An 18,294-nucleotide genomic window follows, 5' to 3' on the forward strand; every position below is an offset into this window, starting at 1 on the left:
AAATCTCCACGTGGTCATTGTGCTATGCCTCACTTAGAAGCGCACGCAGCGCATCGAGCATCATACGAGTACCCGTCATCTGGCTGCCGCCCTCAGGAATGAAATGCGTTTCAATCGTGAAGAGTCCATCGTATCCGTCTGCCAACAATGCTTTGAGTTGTGGAATCACAGGTACACTGCCTGAGCCAAGTGGCACACAACGGGCAGTTCCGTCTGCACATACATAAGCATCCTTAAGGTGAACAAGCCAATATATCCTTCATGAATCCGAAACCTACCGAAAATGCCTCACGACCACCGTATGCCTCATTCCCCGGGTCCCACAAACCCCTTAAAGCGGATGAATCGACACTGCGCACAATTACCCGCGGGCTTCGACCTGACGCCGGACTTCCATGGCTTGATCGTCATTTAGAGTGACCACATTCCGTCCGTTAATGACTCGGACTTCAACATGCTTTAAACCCTGTTCGACTGCCCAATTTAACGCTTCCTCGAAATTAGCTGAAACCTCATCCGTTAAAACACCCAGTCGTTCCAATATCAAAATTTAAATCCCACCCTTCCTTTGGTTCTATCCAAAGCATTGCATTCTTGTTCCTTGATTCTTATCATATCAATTAAATTTCATGAAAAGTTGACGTATTTTTCGAAGTAAATTCACATTTTTTAAGCTTTACACTCGGCTAAATGTTGAATAGAAAAAAATCACCCGAACCACTTAGACCGGCTGACTTTTCCAATTGTTATTGAATTTTCGTTTCTCAAAGAGTCATAGCATGTCCATGCCTTGCCAAAAACGCTTCCTTTTCTTTATAATCCGGCATAATGCTTCCAACGCGTCTCCAAAATGATCGATCATGATTCATATGAAGGAGATGACATAGTTCATGGATGATGACATAATCAATCACTTCAACTGGAGCCATGGCTAACCGATAATTAAAGGTTATTTTTTTATCCGAGCTGCAGCTTCCCCACTTGGTTTTGGACTCATCTACCTCAATCGTTTTGGGTTTTACTTTCAGCTGTGTTTGATAAATTTTGATTCGTTCCCCTATAATCTTTTTACAGCTTGAGAAATAGAACTTCTTAAGATTCATTTTCAATTCTTCTTCATTTAGGTCATTAATCTCAATTAACTCATGGAGATAATAATATTTTCCAAGATGAAGGAACTTTCCCTTATCTTGATATTCTCTTGTCTTAGGGGTTTCTCGAGCTTCCGCAATGAGTTGTAATTTCTCCAAAATCGTTTTCCCATGATGACTCACAGCACTCATTACCATCTCTTTACTTGTATCATTAGGAGCTTTAACGGTAATGAAACCCATAGAATCAATATGAATCGAAATCTTTTTTCTAATTCCATATTGAACATTAAATTCTATCGTATTATTTTCAAATTCAATTTTCATAATCATCATCGTTCCTATAAGGTTATTTATAAATCGTATAAGTATCAAATCACTATTCCGTTTAAATTGCAATGCGGGAATCCTTTTATATTTGTTAACGTTAATAGAAAACGCTTGATCCCTTAATTTAAAAGGACCAAGCGTTTTTTATCTGGCAATAATCTAGTATCTAATTGCGTAGTGTTTTAAGCGCTCCACTCCATGCGATCACTTGATCCAGCATAAGTTTAACATTAATGAGATGTAAATCAGCTGGTTTAAATGTACTATAATTCTCAAAATCGGTAAATATCGATAAAGTTGGATGTGCTTTCACATCAGCAACTAGCAGCTCTCCTAATATTCCTCTCAGATGTTCCGCCGCTCGTGCCCCGCCAGTTGACCCATAACTGATGATACCCGCAGCTTTGTTATTCCATTCCTCGCGTGCTAAATCGAGTGCATTTTTTAAAGCACCAGTAATGCTGTGGTTGTATTCTGGCGTAATAAATACAAAACCATCAAGGCTATTCAATTTTCCAGTCCAATTTTTGATTTGTTCTTCGCTACCTGGCTCACCAAAAAAGGGTAATTTGTAATCTGCAATATCCACTAACTCGTAGCTTGCATCTCCACGTTTATCTGCAATTTCTTTGAGCCAATTTCCCACTTGTGGACTCACCCGTCCAGGTCTAGTACTTCCTAAAATAATTCCAATTTTCAGCATTTAAAGAGCCTCCTCATAAATTCCTATTTTGAGCTTATGATCCGATTCTGCAACTATTCTCATCTGTTAAGTGACTGCATTCGGAAATGTTTTTCCTTGTATTTGGCGCCACATTGTCATCATATCGATCCAACCACGGTGCTCGGCAATCTTACCATCTACTACTCGATATTGACGGTACAGCGTGACATCAATTGAATTGCCCGTTGGTGAGGTTCCAAAAAACACCCCTTTATGCGTACCTTTTACAACCATTCTTACGATTACCTTCTCCCCTTGGGCTACGATCTCTTCCACTGTGTATTGTTTATCAGGAAATGCTTCTAATATTTTTCCAGCAAATTGTTTCAGCCCTTCTTTTGATTGATAAGAGTGCTCTTGATAATCGGTTGACAAAAATCGTTCAGTACTTTCCATATCACTTTGATTCCAAAAAGCCTCGATAAACGCTGTTATCGTTTCAATATTTTTCTGTTCAATCGTTATCACAATAAAACATCTCCTTTGTTGTTATATGTTTGCTTTTACTAATTAATTAGCTTTAATTTGTGGCAAAAGTGTCGCTGTATCGAACCAACCACGATGTTCAATAATCTTACCTTCTACTACACGAAATTCACGAAACTGAGTGGCCTTAACTGAATTGCCCGTTGGTGGATTTCCTGCAAAATCACCTTTATGTGTACCAGTCATAAATATTCTTGCTATTACCTTCTCCCCTTGGGCTATGACCTCTTCCACGGAGTAGTGCTTATCAGGAAATGCCTCCCCTATTTGTTTAGAAAAGAATTGATCTGTATGATCTAAATCACTATGATTCGAAAAAGCCTCAATAAATGCTGTTACCGTTTCAATGTTCTTTTGTTCAATCGTTTTCATAATCAAACATCTCCTTTTTTGTAATTTTTAAACTGGGCGATTATGTTAAAATAACTAGTTGAGTTAGACGGGTCTATTTGTCTCCGGCTGACAAACAAACTTGTTTATGATAATATGTGACTATACTGTCACCTTTATAATACGTTACCATTTAGTAACATGTCAAGAGTGAAAAAAGCATGCTTGTAAGCATACTTTTAAAAGGAGGCGTTCCAAGTAGATAACGATATATTCAAGGCACTCGCCGATCCCAGCCGTCGCACACTTTTAGATCTGCTTCACGCAACTGATGGGCGCACGTTGAACGATCTTTGTACCCCTTTGCAAATGTCCAGATTCGGTGTAATGAAGCATCTTCATATTCTGGAGGAAGCTAACCTCATTACCACCAGAAAAGTAGGCAGAGAAAAGCTGCATTATCTAAATTCAGTGCCCATACGGCAAATATACGACCGATGGGTGAGCAAATACGCCGAGCCCTGGGCGATCGAATTAACCTCACTTAAAAACGAATTGGAGCGTGAAACGAACATGGAGAACAAACCCCGGCATGTAAACCGAATTGCCATCAAAGCGACACCCGAGCAAGTATGGCAAGCCATTACAGATCCGGCCAAGACATCAAAGTTTTGGTACAATTGCTCGATCCGATCCAATTGGGAAATCGGATCCTCTTTCGAACTATGGAACCCAGAGGAGAAAAAACTAGCAGCTGGGATCATTCTCGAAATGGCTCCTCCGCATAAGTTGGTGATGAGTTGGCAGTTCCCTTCCTTTCCAGATACGGCCTCAGAGAGCCCATCACGTATTACGTGGGAAATTGATTCTCATACCGAGTTAAACGGTGTGACCCTCGTAACAGTCGTGCATGATGAATTTGAACAGGCACTAAACACTGCCAAGATTCTTGAAATGGGTTTGCCGATTGTACTTTCAGGAATGAAGACTTTACTTGAAACTGGGTCAACACTCACTAGAGATTAATAATAGCAATTTAGCAAACGACGTTTCTGCATTAGCGTCCAAATCACGTCTCGAATAATTGGCTTGATCTTGGAAACTCTAAGTCAATGAAAGGAGGTTCAAACATGGTTGAGTACACTAATATTCAAGACAACTCCGAAGAAATAATGAATTGTATTGTTAACTGCGACACCAACACCGAGCAAGATCAGAAAAAAATAGACAAAAACCTTTTGAACAGCATCCCGAACGAAGAAGAATATATCGATGAACCTTAATTCTCTAACCGCCTAAGATGGCGGTTTTATTTATTAATGACTGATGAATCTCACCTTACTTCGTGCTTCTCTTTTCTCCCCTCCATACAAATGTAGCTGCTGCTCCTGCAGGAAGCGTGTATGAGATCCTCGATATTTCCACTGCCGAGCGTATTCGAATCAATCCTATACGCTCCTGCCCTTACAAACTTACTCGCATACCCAAATGCATAATACTCCGGGTTATAGGAAATTGCCCCGGTCTTCTGATCGATCTTCACGAAAGAATCGTGTTTTAAAAGTGGATTCTGAACTGCTGATCCGCGGCTCCTCCGACTATAAAAAAATGGGCAGGAATAATCCCCTGCCCATTTTTTTCCTATTTATTAAGGTACGGATGTTATAACAAAGGATTCCCAAGCTCCTCCAACTGAGGTTCTATTGGCAACCAGTGTGGTCTTTATCAATGGCCGGATGCTTTTGCATCTACAATACGTTAATGTTCTTTACTGCGCGGACCAACTTTCGATCAAAGCGTTAGCGTCAGCCGTGAGGATGGACTTTACTGTTTCGGAGACGTTATCCTCCATCGACTTGTTATTCAGATGCTTCAGGAAATCCTGCATATGTTTGACCGCTTTGTCTTTGTCGCCTTTGTCCAATTGATGCAGCGCCTGATCCAAGCTGTTGCGCAATTGGTTAACTAGAGGTCCCTTCAATTCGCCGGCTTTGGCATAGCGGTCAATCAAGCTGGACAATCCTTCGGGGGTGGCTGCAATGGTAAATCGGACAGATTCATCCGTCTTATTGCCGGCCTGATCGATGATAACGATTTTCAGCGTATGGAGGCCAAGCTTGCCGGCCAAATCAATGGAAGCGCCGTTGTCCAAACGCTTTCCGTCCAGGGTGAGCTCCTGACTCGCTATGCCGGACAGTGGATCGCTCGCATTCAAAAGCAGCGTAATCGAACGGTCGTCGGAGAAAACAGCGCCATCCGCAAGCGGTTCCCCGTTTGCCGTCAGTACAAAGGCCGGCTTCGTTTTATCAATCTGGACGCTTAGCTCCTTCGTTTGCTCCATGTTACCTGCAGCGTCAGCTGAACGGAACTGCAGACGATACACACCTTCATTCTTGAAGGAGATAGGCCCGGCATAGGTTTGCCATTCCGTGTTATCCCCCACCTTGTATTCCGTTTTCACTACAGCGGAGAGATCGTCATGTGCCGTCAGTGCGACGGACCCATCCGTGTTTAGCCAGCCGTTTCGCGTTTCGGGTTCGATTCGCGCTTCTGTCTTAGGAGGAGTCACATCTTGCGGATCTACTACTAAGGCCGGTGCCGATATCATAAACTTGCGGGAGTTCGGGTCTGTTCCCTTTGTCTTTACAGCAACTTTGGATACATCGGTTATGCTGCTTTGTAAAGTATAGCTTGTTGCGCCTGCCGGTAAGTCAACAAGTACCGTTGTGCCATTATTAACTGTATAACCCTCGCTTAAGTCATTTGCATCCCATTTCACCATTTTAGCTGAGTCGTTAGTTTCAATAACAAGATTCTGTGGAGGCGTTGGCGCATTAAACACTTGAACCTGTGTAAGGCGTGGAGGTCCTGTTAGATCCGTGCCGGAATTGCCACCGGATGTGTTCTCTACCGTTACTTTGATATATCTGGAATGATAGGTCTTACCGAGATTAATTGGATAGGAACCATCTTCTGAATCAGTTCCTCCATTATTGTTGCCTGTTGCATACGTATAACCTTGAGCAGTCTGTCTATCCACTTGTTTAAACGTCATTGCGTCAAATTCAGCGGCCGATGTATGGTTTCCAAAATCATCAGATACATAAACGGTCGCACCTTTTAACCTGGTGGATTTTGCAAATAGTCTTAATTGGCTAAAATCCATGTCCTGGCCAAGGTCAATGACGAAGCTGCCTTTTCTCTCTCCATCGGTACCCAGCCATGAATAATTTCCGATTTGATTCAGATTGGAGACGTTGGTAACATGCCATTTTGTCGGGTCTTCCAATACACCGCTCACCAGTTTGTTTGCATTGCCGTATTCGTTAGCCATAGCAGATTGTATCTGAATCGAGTTGGCGCCTTCTGCCCGGCCTACGTTATACGCTTTTTTATGAAGTGCAAGGTTTACAGAAGACAAACCTGATGCCACCTTGCTGATGGTGATATCGGCAAGTTGAAGCGAAGCGTCATAGGCAGAGTTGGTTCCGTTAGCGGAGCTGCGGTAAATGCCCCATTTGGGACGCAAATATTGATCAAATGCAGCTGGATACTCTGTCTCGAAGCCGCCGACTCTTTCCGGTCTTCTCCATATGTCTTTCGTACCATCGCTTGCACCTTTGTTTGTAAACACTTGATAAACATCCGTGCTGTCAAAAGTGTATACCTTACCGGTTACCCTATCCGTTATCTTAATGGTGAACCAGCCGCTATCCGAAATAAGCGCGTTAAGCTCTACCTTAATCCAATGGCCATCGATTTCTTTTAACGGAATTCGCATCATGGTCTTATCGCCGTCATATCGGTTATGATTCACGACCAGATCCCTGCTGTTCGTGCCCGAAATCGACATCGCTAGGATATAGGCGCCGTTTTCTCCGCCGTTGTTTCCGCCTGGTAACGTATCAGCTGCTTGGCGATTCACAGCCTTCAACTGGAAGATATGTCGGAAATTTGACTGATTCCATTGGTTGCCATCCGGAATATTCCAGAGCCATTCATAGGAAACCAAGTCGCCTTCATAGGCTACAAAATCGCCGTTTGAATCTTCGCTGGGGCGAATTTCAATTCGCTGCCTGTCCGTGAAAGCCGCACCGTCAACCACATAACCAAAATTTCGGTCAAAAACACCTTTATGGGCATACTCACCGTCGCGAACCTTATCAAGGAATTCATTATTCAAACCTCTACCATTGGCAATGACTTTGAAGACATTTTTTTGCAAGGTACTGTCCCCAATGCTCTTAATATGGTCGTCGGCCGCAGTCGCCTGAGGCTGATTTCCGTAAAATTCGTGGTAAGCGTCTCTAATCCTTTTGGTCACGCCTTCTACCGGCTCATCCGTCCCCATTGCGCCGCCTAGTATGTTATATGGTGATACGCCTTCAATTGCATTCATCTTGATCGTCTTGTCATTTGCGCCATAACCGCGGGCTGTTACGTTCAGTGCAAATATGGATGGGTTGCCGTTGTTAAAATGGAAGGTGAATTCATTCGTACCGAGTGACAGTTTGGCAAGGTATGGGAGTGTGAATGTAACTGTGCTGCCATTTAACGTGTAATCGATATTCGGACGTAGCGTAGTATCGCCTCTGGCAATGCTCGTTAGCGTCTGTCCGCTAGCAAGATTTATATTAGTAGATTTAGGTGCGACCTGATCCCATGTACTGTAGGTATCCTTAGCCGGTACCAGTGCGGTTGCGTTAAATACCGAATCTTTGCCGTAGATAGCCAAGCCGGATATACCCATCATCGAACTGGTATCATTCGCGCGCTTATCGCTGGGACCAACTAGTACCGTATTGATCATCACATATCGGGCTGTAAACGGATATAGGAATGTTTTCGTATCATAGCCCCATTTTTGTCCTTTGTAAGTGACATAAGACCATAACCCCTCCGTTTCCGTCCCGCCGGCCAGCGTCCAGCCGTTTGCCTTCCAATTGTAATTGTTCGCTGTGTCGGAGGCCGTGGGTGCACTTGCCCAAGAATTAGGATCATTTGTGTAATAAACCTCAAATCTTGTCGCATTGCTTTGGATATTTGCAATTGTATTGGGTATTTCAAGGTAAAGTTTATCAATCGTTTTAGGAGCGCCTAAGTCGAGGGTTAATGCCAGCGAGGATGGCGAATAGTTACTCATATAGACATTTGAGCTTGAATTTCGCCAGTAGCCGCTGCCTCCCGATCGCAAAGCGTCTACCCCAGGATGATCAGCAGTTTCTGAACTTACCTTGAGATTCACGCCTGCTTGAGGTGTAAAACGAGACGGAGCCAACAGGTTGACTGAACCGGTTGCTGAGGGATTATAAACAGCATCCGTTACTGAAGAGTTGGGTTCGTTGATATCTTGCGTATTGGCATGAACCGTTGATGCTGGAAGAACGGACAGATTAACAAACGAAAATGCAAGTGCAAATGAAAGAACTGAGCTTACTATCTTTTTTTGAACTTTTTGCTTAAACATTTAAAAGCCTCCTATTTTCGTAATATTAAACGTCTACGGTTTCTGAGCTTAATTGTTCGGAGGCGCCCGATTAAGCGCGTGTTCTGAGCTTAATCGTCAATCGCGCATGGCACCGTCTGCTGAGAAGTAAATGCGGCATCTCACTCGATCCCGTACTTAAAAACGATTCTGCTTACAACAGATAAAATCAGGCTTACCTTCTTCTCATTATGAACCCCTTCTTTCCTCATTTTCGCAAGACTAGTAAACGCTTTCAACTACCATCATAATGAATCGTTGAAATTTCTGTATTAGTTAATTTATGATGCACATGGAGTTTTTTACGATTTTACATGCCGCTGATCCCGTACACAGTAAGCAAAGCGAAAATACTCAACCTCCCCGACGGTAAATAACCGGCTTATTCAAAAAAACCAAGCTTCCTCTTGCTGTCGCCTCATGCCCAACGTAACGGAAACTTTGGTTATAACGGTTGTTTCGTTGGAAATGAAATGAAGTGATCTGTTAAGCTTTTCCATGGGGGATATAGCCCAGGCAATGGTTTCATTTTGAAATAAAAATACCGCCATCATAAAGGAGGAAATAACATGCTGAAAATCGCAATCATTATTGGCAGCACGCGTCCAGGACGCAGAGGTGAAGCCGTCGCTCGATGGATTCACGAGATCGCACAAAAACGCAGTGACGCTGAATACGAAATCGTGGATATCGCCGATTTTAATTTACCGCTATATGATGAACCAAAGCCGCCTATGTTGGCTCAATACACGAAGCCGCATACGGTGGCATGGTCGAAAGCAATCCATAAGTATGATGGCTTTGTTTTCGTAACGCCCGAATATAATCATGCGATCTCTGGAGCGCTCAAAAACGCCATTGACTTTCTTTTTAATGAATGGAAAGATAAGGCGGCAGGTATCGTCAGCTATGGCGGTGGCACAGGCGGCGCTCGTGCAGCAGAAAACCTGAGACTTATCTTGGGTGAACTGCATGTGGCTGACGTACGTGCTCAGGTCACCCTTTCGCTTTTCACAGATTTTGAAAACTATAGCATTGTGAAGCCCGCACCTCATCAGGAAGCAGCCGCCAACACGTTGTTCGATCAAGTCGTCGCCTGGAGCAGCGCTTTAAAAACATTGCGTTAAACTCCAACTAACCGAATACAAACAAGCAAGCTGCATAGGGTTCGCCTGATCCAGCTTGCTTGTTTGCTTTTGTTCGCTCGATCCAGCTTGTTTGCTATTGTTCCCCGGATTCCCTCTCCACTGCCTTATATTACTTCTAAGTAACTATATGACCTCAAAGTGCGTACTTTTCATTCAACAATTCAAAGTGCACAATGATCATGAAACCACCAAGGAGTAGGAGAGGATATTTTATGAAAACAAATGAAGCCACGCAACGCAAAACTGCTCTTGTTGTTGGAGCTAATGGCGTTATTGGAAGAAACCTTATCGCACATCTGGAGCAGCTCCACGACTGGGAAATCATCGGTGTGTCACGGCGAGGCGGGGAATCCAACAATCGAGTTCGATATATAGCCGTCGATCTACTTGATGAAAATAATACCCGTGAGAAACTAGGAAGTCTTACAGAAGTCACCCATATCTTCTATGCTGCTTATCAAGATCGTCCTACCTGGGCCGAATTGGTCCCTCCAAACTTAGCCATGCTCGTCAACATTGTCAATGCGATTGAGCCTATCTCTCCTTACCTTAAGCATATCAGTCTCATGCAGGGCTACAAAGTATATGGCGCGCACCTCGGTCCCTTCAAGACACCAGCTCGTGAAACGGATGCCTATCACATGCCGCCTGAGTTTAATGTCGACCAACAGCAATTCCTTGAAAATCGGCAGAAAGGGAGCAGTTGGACCTGGTCGGCGCTTCGCCCTTCCGTCGTATGCGGATACGCATTGGGCAATCCAATGAACCTAGCAATGGTTATCGCAATCTATGCTTCCATGTCGAAGGAGCTCGGGTTGCCGCTCCGTTTTCCCGGTAAGCCGGGAGCCTACAACAGCCTGCTGGAGATGACCGACGCTGGATTGTTGGCCAAGGCCACCGTTTGGGCAGCGACAGATGAACGTTGCGCGAATCAGGCCTTCAACATCACGAACGGAGATCTCTTCCGGTGGAACGAGCTTTGGCCTAAGATTGCTGCGTTTTTCGGTTTAGAGACAGCACCTCCGCTGCAGATGTCCTTGGATGTAGTCATGGCCGACAAGGAGCCGTTATGGAACACGATGGTGAAGAAGCATGGGTTGGTGGATAACAGTTACAGTGACGTTTCCTCCTGGCGGTTCGGTGACTTTGTGTTTTCTTGGGATTACGACTTTTTTGCTGACGGTACGAAAGCACGTCGTTTCGGCTTTCACGAGTTCATTGATACAGAAGCAATGTTCCTGAACATCTTCGAAGATTTGCGCCAACGCAAGGTAATTCCGTGACCTCACATAAGAAACCGGCCTCTGAAATCCAGAGACCGGTTTCTGTTCAATCACTGATCATGTTTCATTCAGGCGTGGTGTATTCTCCAAGATCTTGACCTTATCACCGTATACACGCTCAACATGCCTATCTCCCCATCTGCACATGATATGAAGAAGTTCCTTTAAACTCCAGCCATACTCGGTCAGCTCATACTCGACTTTTGGCGGTACCTGGTTATACGAAATCCGGGTAACAACCCCATCCTCCTCCAGTTCTCGCAGCTGCTGGGTTAACACTTTTTGTGTAACCGTTGGCATCAAGCTCATCAGCTCACCGTTACGTTTCGTACCGAACGTGAGATGGAATAAAATGACTGGCTTCCACTTGCCTCCGATCACTTCGAGCGTCACTTCCACAGCCGTATTATACGTTTTCCCCGGTTCCAGCATAGGATTTGCATCGCCTCCCTGCCCTTTACGATACCGTCTGAAGCTCGAGGGTGCAAGCCCTAAGTATTTTAAACAATTGTGCTAATGTCTTCGTTGCTCCCTCTCTTCTCTTACTAAATTTGAGAAACCATAAATAAATGAGTTAATATAGATAATGAAGGAGGCGAAACATGATGGCTGATATAGCAACCAACATAGAAATAGGAATAAGTACTTTCTTGGAGACTACACCAGATCCAGTGACAGGAGAGGTGATCTGCCATGCCGAGCGGTTACGCAATGCAGTTGAAGAAATCGTACTAGCCGATCAGGTCGGGCTGGATGTCTATGGCATTGGAGAACACCATCGTGCCGATTACGCAGGCACCTCGCCTGCTGTTGTACTGGCAGCTGCGGCTGCCATGACTAAGCGGATAAGGCTCACGAGCGCTGTAACCGTGCTGTCCTCAGACGACCCGGTTCGCGTGTATCAAGCTTTCTCTACACTTGACGGCATCTCTAACGGCCGAGCCGAAATTATGGCGGGCCGGGGTTCGTTCATTGAATCCTTTCCGCTATTCGGATATAGTCTGGATCATTATGACGAATTGTTTGACGAAAAGCTGGAACTGCTGCTTGCAATCAGATCTTCCGAAAAAGTAACTTGGCGCGGCGGTCATCGTCCCGCCATCCATAACCTCGGTGTCTATCCCCGGTCCGTTCAGAGCCCATTGCCGGTGTGGATCGCAAGCGGCGGGAATGCACAATCCGCTGTTAGGGCAGGAATGCTGGGTCTTCCAATCGTATTCGCTATTATCGGCGGAATGCCCGAGAGCTTTGCTCCCTTAGTCGCACTCTACAAAGAGGCTGCTATGAAAGCTGGGCACGACCCTGACAAGCTGTCAATTGCGACTCACTCGCACGGATTTGTCGGAGAAACTACCGAGCAGGCTGCCGATTTATTCTTCCCTTCAACGCAGTCTCAAATGAACGTTATCGGGCGTGAGCGGGGTTGGGGGCAGAATTACAACCGCGGAACTTTTGATGCCGCACGCAGTATGCGGGGCGCTCTTTATGTCGGCGATCCTGAATACGTCGCAGAAAAGATCATTCTACTGCGCAAAAATTTGGGGATAAGTCGTTTCTTCCTGCATGTAAATGTCGGCACAATGCCACACCGTGAGGTCATGCGGTCCATCGAATTGCTCGGCACTAGGGTAGCGCCAATTGTACGACAGGAGCTTGCCAGAACCGAGGCAGAGGTAAATAAATAAGATGAGCCGTGGAGAGCCCCTCCCTCGCCTATTCCAACAGAGATTATGAGCCTATGTTTGTATCGTTGGACATAAAATAAATACAGCCCTACTTTTTTTTATCATAATCGATTTATCCGAAGTTGTTCTGTTGCTAACGGAAGGATCCGTAAAATTTTCTAGACCTATGGAGGTTATGGGTATGATCGTATCCGAAGAAATTTATCAGTCCTACGGCATGGATAAAGATTCCTTTATTGTGTTTATGAAAGAAAGAAGTCAGAACACCGCTATCCGTACGCTAGGCATTGAAATAGAAGAGCTAACTCCTGATCGCGTTGTGATGACAATGCCAGTCGGACCGGCTACTCACCAACCAGCAGGGATTTTACATGGAGGGGCTTCTGTCCTATTGGCGGAAACAGCAGCCTCTATCGCTTCAGAAATTAATATCGATAAAGAGAAATATGCAGCGGTAGGTCTTGAAATTAATGCCAACCACCTCAAAAGTAAGAGAGATGGTATCGTTACTGCTGTTGCAATCCCTTTGCACAAGGGCAGAAAAACAATGGTTTGGGAAATTAAAATTTCCGATGAGAATAATCAACTTATATGTATTTCTCGCTGTACGGTCGCTATTATTGACAAAAAATGATTTGCTTAATAATAATGAAGAGGCTGTCTCACTTTGACAGCCTCTTGTTTTGTCATAAAGCCTATCTCACAGTCATCTTCGGCGACTTTTTGCACAGCCACTTTTGCTGCAAAGATGTATTTCATCGTTAGATTCAAGTTGAGGCAGCATTGCGATTGCTGCATCGATGTTTTACATCGTTAAAAGATTGATTGAACGATGTTTTTCATTGTTGCAAGGGAGCTAAATCTTCGTTTCTATGCTGTAACGATACTTTTCATCATTGCGTCATAGGTCGGCAAACTCTGCGTGTACTGCCTATCTCTCAGACATCTTCGACTACTTTTTGGATAGCCATTTTCACATCAACATCTACGCACACTATATGCCATGCTCTGAACGACCCTCTAACCAATCTTCAAGAGTTGCAACTAGCTCCGGATATTTATAGCTTCTAGCCAAGAAGCCTGCTCCGTGCGCCACCATTGGATCTTGGTCTGTCGGCTGATAACGCAGATCCACGCTCCACCTTACTTCATCAGATCGGTTCGGTGTTGACATATGGAGACAGCGATCGTTGAATAGAATTGCGCTGCCAGCGGAAACAGGCAAAACAACAGTCTTTGTGTTCCCTAATTGACTTTCCTTCAATACCGTGTAACCAGTTCCAGTATCAGATTCTTGGTGCCATTTCAAAAGAGGTTTTCGGTGTGTTTTCGGTTTAATATGCAAACAGCCATTCACTTCGTTAGCGTCAACTAAAGGGATCCATACTGTAATCACAGGATTGGAATTAGCATCCGGCCAGTATGATTTATCTTGATGCCAAGGCACTGCCCCAGCCGCAACCCTCGGAATCTTCGGCCTTACATTATAAACTGGATTCGAAAAGAGCTCGCCGCCAATCAAAGATTCTACGGCATTAAGAATTTTATCATTGCTCATTAAATGGAAATAACCTGGTATCCGGTCACGCCAACTTCGTCCGTATTTCAAAAATTCATCAGCGGTTAAATGTTCAAAAAGTTCCGCTAGTCGATATTTAAACGGGCGGTCAACCAATTTATCCTCAATTAGTCCGTCACGATACAATTCATCGGCAATCATAGAAACCTTATACGTCATCGCTTCTTTTGCTGGCGCTAATTCCTCATTTGATAATAAACGATCAAGTACGATGTAACCTTTCTCATTATAAAATTCAATTTGCTTTTTAGTTAAATATCCGCTTTTATTTACTTCCTCCATCTCTCTCACCTTCCATTATTAAGTCTCCAAAGATAAAGAACCTTCAAGCCTACTGTAGGTTTGAAAGTTCTTTACTAACTCGTACGATCAGAGGCAACTACTTATTTTTTATACACTTTGTCGTAGGCATCCTGATAGATTTTGATGAATTGATCCATACCGGAATCTTTAAGGCCTTTCACGTAAGCGTCCCAATCTTTGTCGATGCTTTTGGCCCCCATGATGAACTGCAGCATGGACTGTTTGACGTAATCCGTAATAATCGGCTTCAACTGCTTCACTTGATTGGCCTGATCGTTCGTCAAGAAAATATCCGTCGGGAACTCTTCTTTCGGTTGATGTCCTTCGTACAATTCCTTGGTGGCCTTGTACAAGCGAGTTTCCAAGCCATCCATCGTATAGATTTCCTGACTGGCTGCATACGAAGTTTCGCGATATTCGGCCGAACGAAGGTTCGGTCCCATTTGATTCCAATGATCGTTCTGCACTTGACCTACCCCGTAAGACGTTTCCTTAACCTTGAACTTGGCTGCAGTTCCGCGCGTGTTTTTATCGTTCGCTTCCGCCTTCACCCAGTTACGGCCTTCTTCCCCAGAGTTGGACGTTGTCGTCCCCTCTTCGGAGTACAGATAATCAGCTAGACGAATCGCCGCTTCTGGATTTTTATTTTTATTCGTCACCGCAAACACCGAGTTCCCGATGCCGATGTAATGTGCCGTGAACGAGGCTCCATCCGGTCCTGTAAGCGGCGCTATTGGATCATAGTCTTTGTGGCGTGTTGCTGCCGGCGATGCATCCGTGAATTCGCCGAACCAACCTGCCGGAATAGCGCCGGCAATCGCCGTATCCGGGCTATTCCCTTTTTGGGTTAGCGCATCCGATTTTTGCGTAAATGCTTCCTTATCAATCAAGCCATCCGCATACAGTTTGTTCAAAAATTGCAAACCTTTTTTGAAGCCTGGTTGGTCGACCGATGTTGCCAGCTTGCCGCCGCTCATCATGAAATAATTGTTATCCGCATTGTAATAGACGAACGCGTTCATCACGAACGTCTCAACATCCGTATGCCAACCTGTCGGTGAACCCGTTAACGCAATTTCGTCTGCCTTGCCATTGCCATTTGGATCCTTCTCTTTAAACGCTTTGAGCATGTTATAGAAATCGTCAGTTGTCTTCGGCGCGCTAAGACCGAGCTTTTGCAACCATTTCGTGTTCACCCACATTTTAGCTGAAAACTGGCAGTGATAGCATTCATTTACGGAAGGGATCGCATAAATATTGCCATCCGGCGCAGTGATCGCCTTCTCCAAATATGAAATGTCTTTAAATGCTTTCTTAATGTTCGGTGCATATTGATCGATTAACTTGTTTAACGGGATCAAGACGCCTTGTTGACCGTACAGCAGTTGCTCCTCTTTCGTTAGATTCCCTTGCATGAAAATATCGGGATAGTCACCGCTTGCGAGCAGCAGCTGCTTCTTCTCATTCAATGCCGCTGATTCTCCCGGCACAAGCTGCCAGTTCAAATGAATATTTGTCTTTTCTTCCAAATATTTGGTAAACCAGTTCGTATTCAAATCTGCAATATTAGCCGATTGCGGTGCAAAAGCACTCATCGTAATTTTATTTTTGGCGATAGGAAAGCCTGTTGCATTAACGTTCGCTCCCCCGTTTGCGCTTCCACCCCCATCAGGGCTAGCGCTATCCTTCGGCTCATCGCTATTAGATGTACAGCCGATTACAATCAAAGTGATGAATAAAATGAGGACCACCGATAACCATGTTTTTCTGGTTCGTTTACTTACCATATTCAAAACCCTCCTTGTTTTTTATAGCCAATTATTCCCATGGGGGCAAACCCGATCTGTTCGTGCCTCGCATCCCTCCTCTCCGTATGTTACTAGATTCAACCTTTCAGAGAACCAATCAATAACCCCTTCACAAAATGTCTTTGCACAAATGGATACAGAATAAGAACGGGTGCGCTTGCGACGACGATCAGCGAATATTTAAGCAGCTCCTTCAAGCCTTGTCTTTCCGCAAGTTCTCTGACATCTTTAATCATCGTAGGATCGATCGAATTGAGAATCAGAATGTTCCTTAAAATAAGCTGGAGCGGATACAAATTAGCCGATTTCAAGAATATTAAGGCTTCAAAATAGGAATTCCAATAGCCGATCGCGTACATGAGGACCAGAACGGCAATGATGGGCTTGGAAAGCGGGATAACGATCTGGAATAAAAACTTGAAGTCGCTGCAGCCATCCAAATGTGCGGCCTCCGTTAATTCCGAAGGAATCGATGTCTGGAAAAACGTTCTCGCCAGAATGACTTGCCATACCGAAATCGCGCCTGGAATAATCATCGCCCATCTCGTATCGAGCAAGCCCATCCCTTTCACGGTCAAATAATAGGGAATTAATCCCCCGCTGAACAGCATTGTAAAAACGAATAGTGCAGTAATGACGTTACGTCCATAAAAGTTTTTTCGAGAAAGCGGATATGCAGCTGTTATCGTCAACGAAACGCTTAGCAATGTCCCGAAGAAAAGATAGAACAAAGAGTTTCCGTATCCCGTCAAGATTTGCGGATTTTGAAACACGGCTTGGTAGCCACGAAGGGTAGGCTCAACAGGGAACAGCCAAACCTTGCCTGAAATAACAGCTGATGACGAGCTGAATGATGAACTAATAATGTAGATGAGCGGATAGGCTACAATAATCAAGCATATGATCAAAAACAAATAGACAAAGAACAAATACAATCTGTCCACACTGTTTTCAAGTATGCGGGTAGGTGACTTTCGCACTTTTAACGTCAATGTCTGTTCGGGATTAGCCATAATTTCTACCTCCTACCACAAACTCGTCTCAGAATTTTTTCTGGCCACATAGTTGACCACAATGAGCAGCAGCAAATTAACGATGGAATTAAACAGTCCGACTGCTGCGGAGAAGCTGAAATTCGCTCCTACCAAGCCCATTTTGTAAACATAGGTGGAAATAACCTCAGACGCCCCAACATTAATCGCATTTTGCATCAGGTACACCTTCTCGAATCCAACATTCATGATTTGCCCTGCATTTAGAATAAGCAAGATAACGGCTGTCGGCATAAGGCTTGGCAAATCGATATGAATCATCCGTTGAAACCTTGACGCACCATCCACCTTGGCTGCCTCATACAAATGCGGATCAACCCCTGCCAGAGCGGCAATGTAAATGACCGAGGCATATCCCGTAAACTGCCAAACGTCGGAAAGTACATACACGGTTTTGAAATATTCCGGCTTAGACATGATATTTTCCGCTGGAAATCCGAACTTATCAGCCAAGAGATGGACAAAGCCAAGCTGCGGGGAAAGGAACAGCATAATAATCGAAACCATGATAACTGTTGAAATGAAGTACGGCGCGAACGTGACCAGTTGTACGGTCCGCTTAAAAATCCCGTTTTTCAATTCGTTCAAGGCTAGGGCAAGAATAATCGGTGCTGGAAACCCGATAAGAAGCGAGTAAAGGCTAAGCAGCGACGTGTTTTTGATAACCCTCCAAAAAATGGGCAGATGGAAAAAGTCTACAAAATGCTTAAAACCAATCCAATCACTTCCCCATATCCCTCTGGTAACCATATAATTTTTAAAAGCGATCTGCACGCCTGCCATAGGTACGTATTTAAAAATAATCAAATATACGAGTGACGGCAAGATAATCAGATAGAGTTGCCAGTTTTTCTTTACCATTCTAAGTGCTATACTCATGATACTCCCCCTCACTGCATTTACGTTAAAGTTATTATTAAGCGCTTACAGGATCTATGATAAAGGAGCTAGAATTAAATTTATAGGGATCATTCTTAAGCAGTAGTGTCC

The 18,294-nt window shown here is 44.3% G+C and carries 18 protein-coding genes; 6 read left to right on the forward strand and 12 right to left on the reverse strand.

Features of this window, described 5'->3' with window-relative positions; all coding sequences use genetic code 11:
* Positions 1-22: 22 nt before the first annotated feature.
* From QFZ80_RS16300 to QFZ80_RS16325, 6 genes are all read right to left on the reverse strand, one after another.
* The gene (locus tag QFZ80_RS16300) at positions 23-169 is read right to left on the reverse strand and encodes a hypothetical protein (protein ID WP_307559991.1); all 147 of its coding nucleotides are present in this window, start codon (positions 167-169) and stop codon (positions 23-25) included.
* A 192-nt stretch (positions 170-361) separates the two neighbouring features.
* The gene (locus QFZ80_RS16305; protein ID WP_307545417.1) at positions 362-547 is read right to left on the reverse strand and encodes a hypothetical protein; all 186 of its coding nucleotides are present in this window, start codon (positions 545-547) and stop codon (positions 362-364) included.
* Positions 548-764: 217 nt separating this feature from the next.
* Complete coding sequence (locus QFZ80_RS16310) at positions 765-1,418, reverse strand: M48 family metallopeptidase (RefSeq protein WP_307545415.1); 654 nt, start codon at positions 1,416-1,418, stop codon at positions 765-767.
* 169 nt (positions 1,419-1,587) lie between these two features.
* The gene (locus QFZ80_RS16315; RefSeq protein ID WP_307545413.1) at positions 1,588-2,124 is read right to left on the reverse strand and encodes an NADPH-dependent FMN reductase; all 537 of its coding nucleotides are present in this window, start codon (positions 2,122-2,124) and stop codon (positions 1,588-1,590) included.
* 66 nt (positions 2,125-2,190) lie between these two features.
* Positions 2,191-2,613, reverse strand: a complete 423-nt coding sequence (locus tag QFZ80_RS16320) for an ester cyclase (protein WP_307545411.1) — start codon at positions 2,611-2,613, stop codon at positions 2,191-2,193.
* Positions 2,614-2,655: 42 nt separating this feature from the next.
* Entirely contained in the window at positions 2,656-3,003 is a 348-nt protein-coding gene (locus QFZ80_RS16325; RefSeq protein WP_307559993.1) for an ester cyclase, read from the reverse strand.
* A gap of 228 nt (positions 3,004-3,231) precedes the next feature.
* Between QFZ80_RS16325 and QFZ80_RS16330 the strand changes: the two genes are divergently transcribed.
* Positions 3,232-3,987, forward strand: coding sequence for an ArsR/SmtB family transcription factor (locus QFZ80_RS16330; RefSeq protein ID WP_307555462.1), 756 nt, complete (start codon positions 3,232-3,234; stop codon positions 3,985-3,987).
* 104 nt (positions 3,988-4,091) lie between these two features.
* Positions 4,092-4,244, forward strand: a complete 153-nt coding sequence (locus QFZ80_RS16335) for a hypothetical protein (protein ID WP_154669613.1) — start codon at positions 4,092-4,094, stop codon at positions 4,242-4,244.
* Between the two features lie 485 nt (positions 4,245-4,729).
* Here QFZ80_RS16335 and QFZ80_RS16340 read toward each other — a convergent pair whose 3' ends face one another.
* Positions 4,730-8,428, reverse strand: coding sequence for an FIMAH domain-containing protein (locus QFZ80_RS16340; protein WP_307559996.1), 3,699 nt, complete (start codon positions 8,426-8,428; stop codon positions 4,730-4,732).
* Between the two features lie 587 nt (positions 8,429-9,015).
* On the opposite strand from QFZ80_RS16340, the gene QFZ80_RS16345 reads away from it, so the two are divergent.
* Both QFZ80_RS16345 and QFZ80_RS16350 read left to right on the forward strand, forming a co-directional pair.
* A complete protein-coding gene (locus QFZ80_RS16345) occupies positions 9,016-9,573 on the forward strand; it encodes an NADPH-dependent FMN reductase (protein ID WP_307545404.1) in 558 nt (185 codons plus the stop codon).
* A gap of 233 nt (positions 9,574-9,806) precedes the next feature.
* The gene (locus QFZ80_RS16350; protein ID WP_307545403.1) at positions 9,807-10,877 is read left to right on the forward strand and encodes an SDR family oxidoreductase; all 1,071 of its coding nucleotides are present in this window, start codon (positions 9,807-9,809) and stop codon (positions 10,875-10,877) included.
* A 57-nt stretch (positions 10,878-10,934) separates the two neighbouring features.
* Here the strand turns inward: QFZ80_RS16350 and QFZ80_RS16355 are convergent, their stop codons facing one another.
* Positions 10,935-11,309, reverse strand: coding sequence for a winged helix-turn-helix transcriptional regulator (locus tag QFZ80_RS16355; RefSeq protein ID WP_307545401.1), 375 nt, complete (start codon positions 11,307-11,309; stop codon positions 10,935-10,937).
* Between the two features lie 194 nt (positions 11,310-11,503).
* Between QFZ80_RS16355 and QFZ80_RS16360 the strand changes: the two genes are divergently transcribed.
* Both QFZ80_RS16360 and QFZ80_RS16365 read left to right on the forward strand, forming a co-directional pair.
* On the forward strand, positions 11,504-12,562 hold the full coding sequence (locus QFZ80_RS16360) for an LLM class flavin-dependent oxidoreductase (protein ID WP_307555460.1): 1,059 nt from the start codon (positions 11,504-11,506) through the stop codon (positions 12,560-12,562).
* Positions 12,563-12,806: 244 nt separating this feature from the next.
* Positions 12,807-13,196, forward strand: a complete 390-nt coding sequence (locus tag QFZ80_RS16365) for a PaaI family thioesterase (protein WP_307555458.1) — start codon at positions 12,807-12,809, stop codon at positions 13,194-13,196.
* A gap of 360 nt (positions 13,197-13,556) precedes the next feature.
* Here the strand turns inward: QFZ80_RS16365 and QFZ80_RS16370 are convergent, their stop codons facing one another.
* The 4 genes from QFZ80_RS16370 to QFZ80_RS16385 form a co-directional block, all read right to left on the reverse strand.
* The gene (locus tag QFZ80_RS16370) at positions 13,557-14,423 is read right to left on the reverse strand and encodes a phytanoyl-CoA dioxygenase family protein (protein ID WP_307559998.1); all 867 of its coding nucleotides are present in this window, start codon (positions 14,421-14,423) and stop codon (positions 13,557-13,559) included.
* 101 nt (positions 14,424-14,524) lie between these two features.
* Entirely contained in the window at positions 14,525-16,231 is a 1,707-nt protein-coding gene (locus tag QFZ80_RS16375; RefSeq protein ID WP_307559999.1) for an ABC transporter substrate-binding protein, read from the reverse strand.
* A 98-nt stretch (positions 16,232-16,329) separates the two neighbouring features.
* A complete protein-coding gene (locus QFZ80_RS16380; RefSeq protein WP_307545396.1) occupies positions 16,330-17,265 on the reverse strand; it encodes a carbohydrate ABC transporter permease in 936 nt (311 codons plus the stop codon).
* 12 nt (positions 17,266-17,277) lie between these two features.
* Entirely contained in the window at positions 17,278-18,183 is a 906-nt protein-coding gene (locus QFZ80_RS16385; RefSeq protein WP_307545394.1) for an ABC transporter permease, read from the reverse strand.
* Positions 18,184-18,294: the final 111 nt, after the last annotated feature.

Source organism: Paenibacillus sp. V4I7 (assembly GCF_030817275.1).
Taxonomy (GTDB): domain Bacteria; phylum Bacillota; class Bacilli; order Paenibacillales; family NBRC-103111; genus Paenibacillus_E.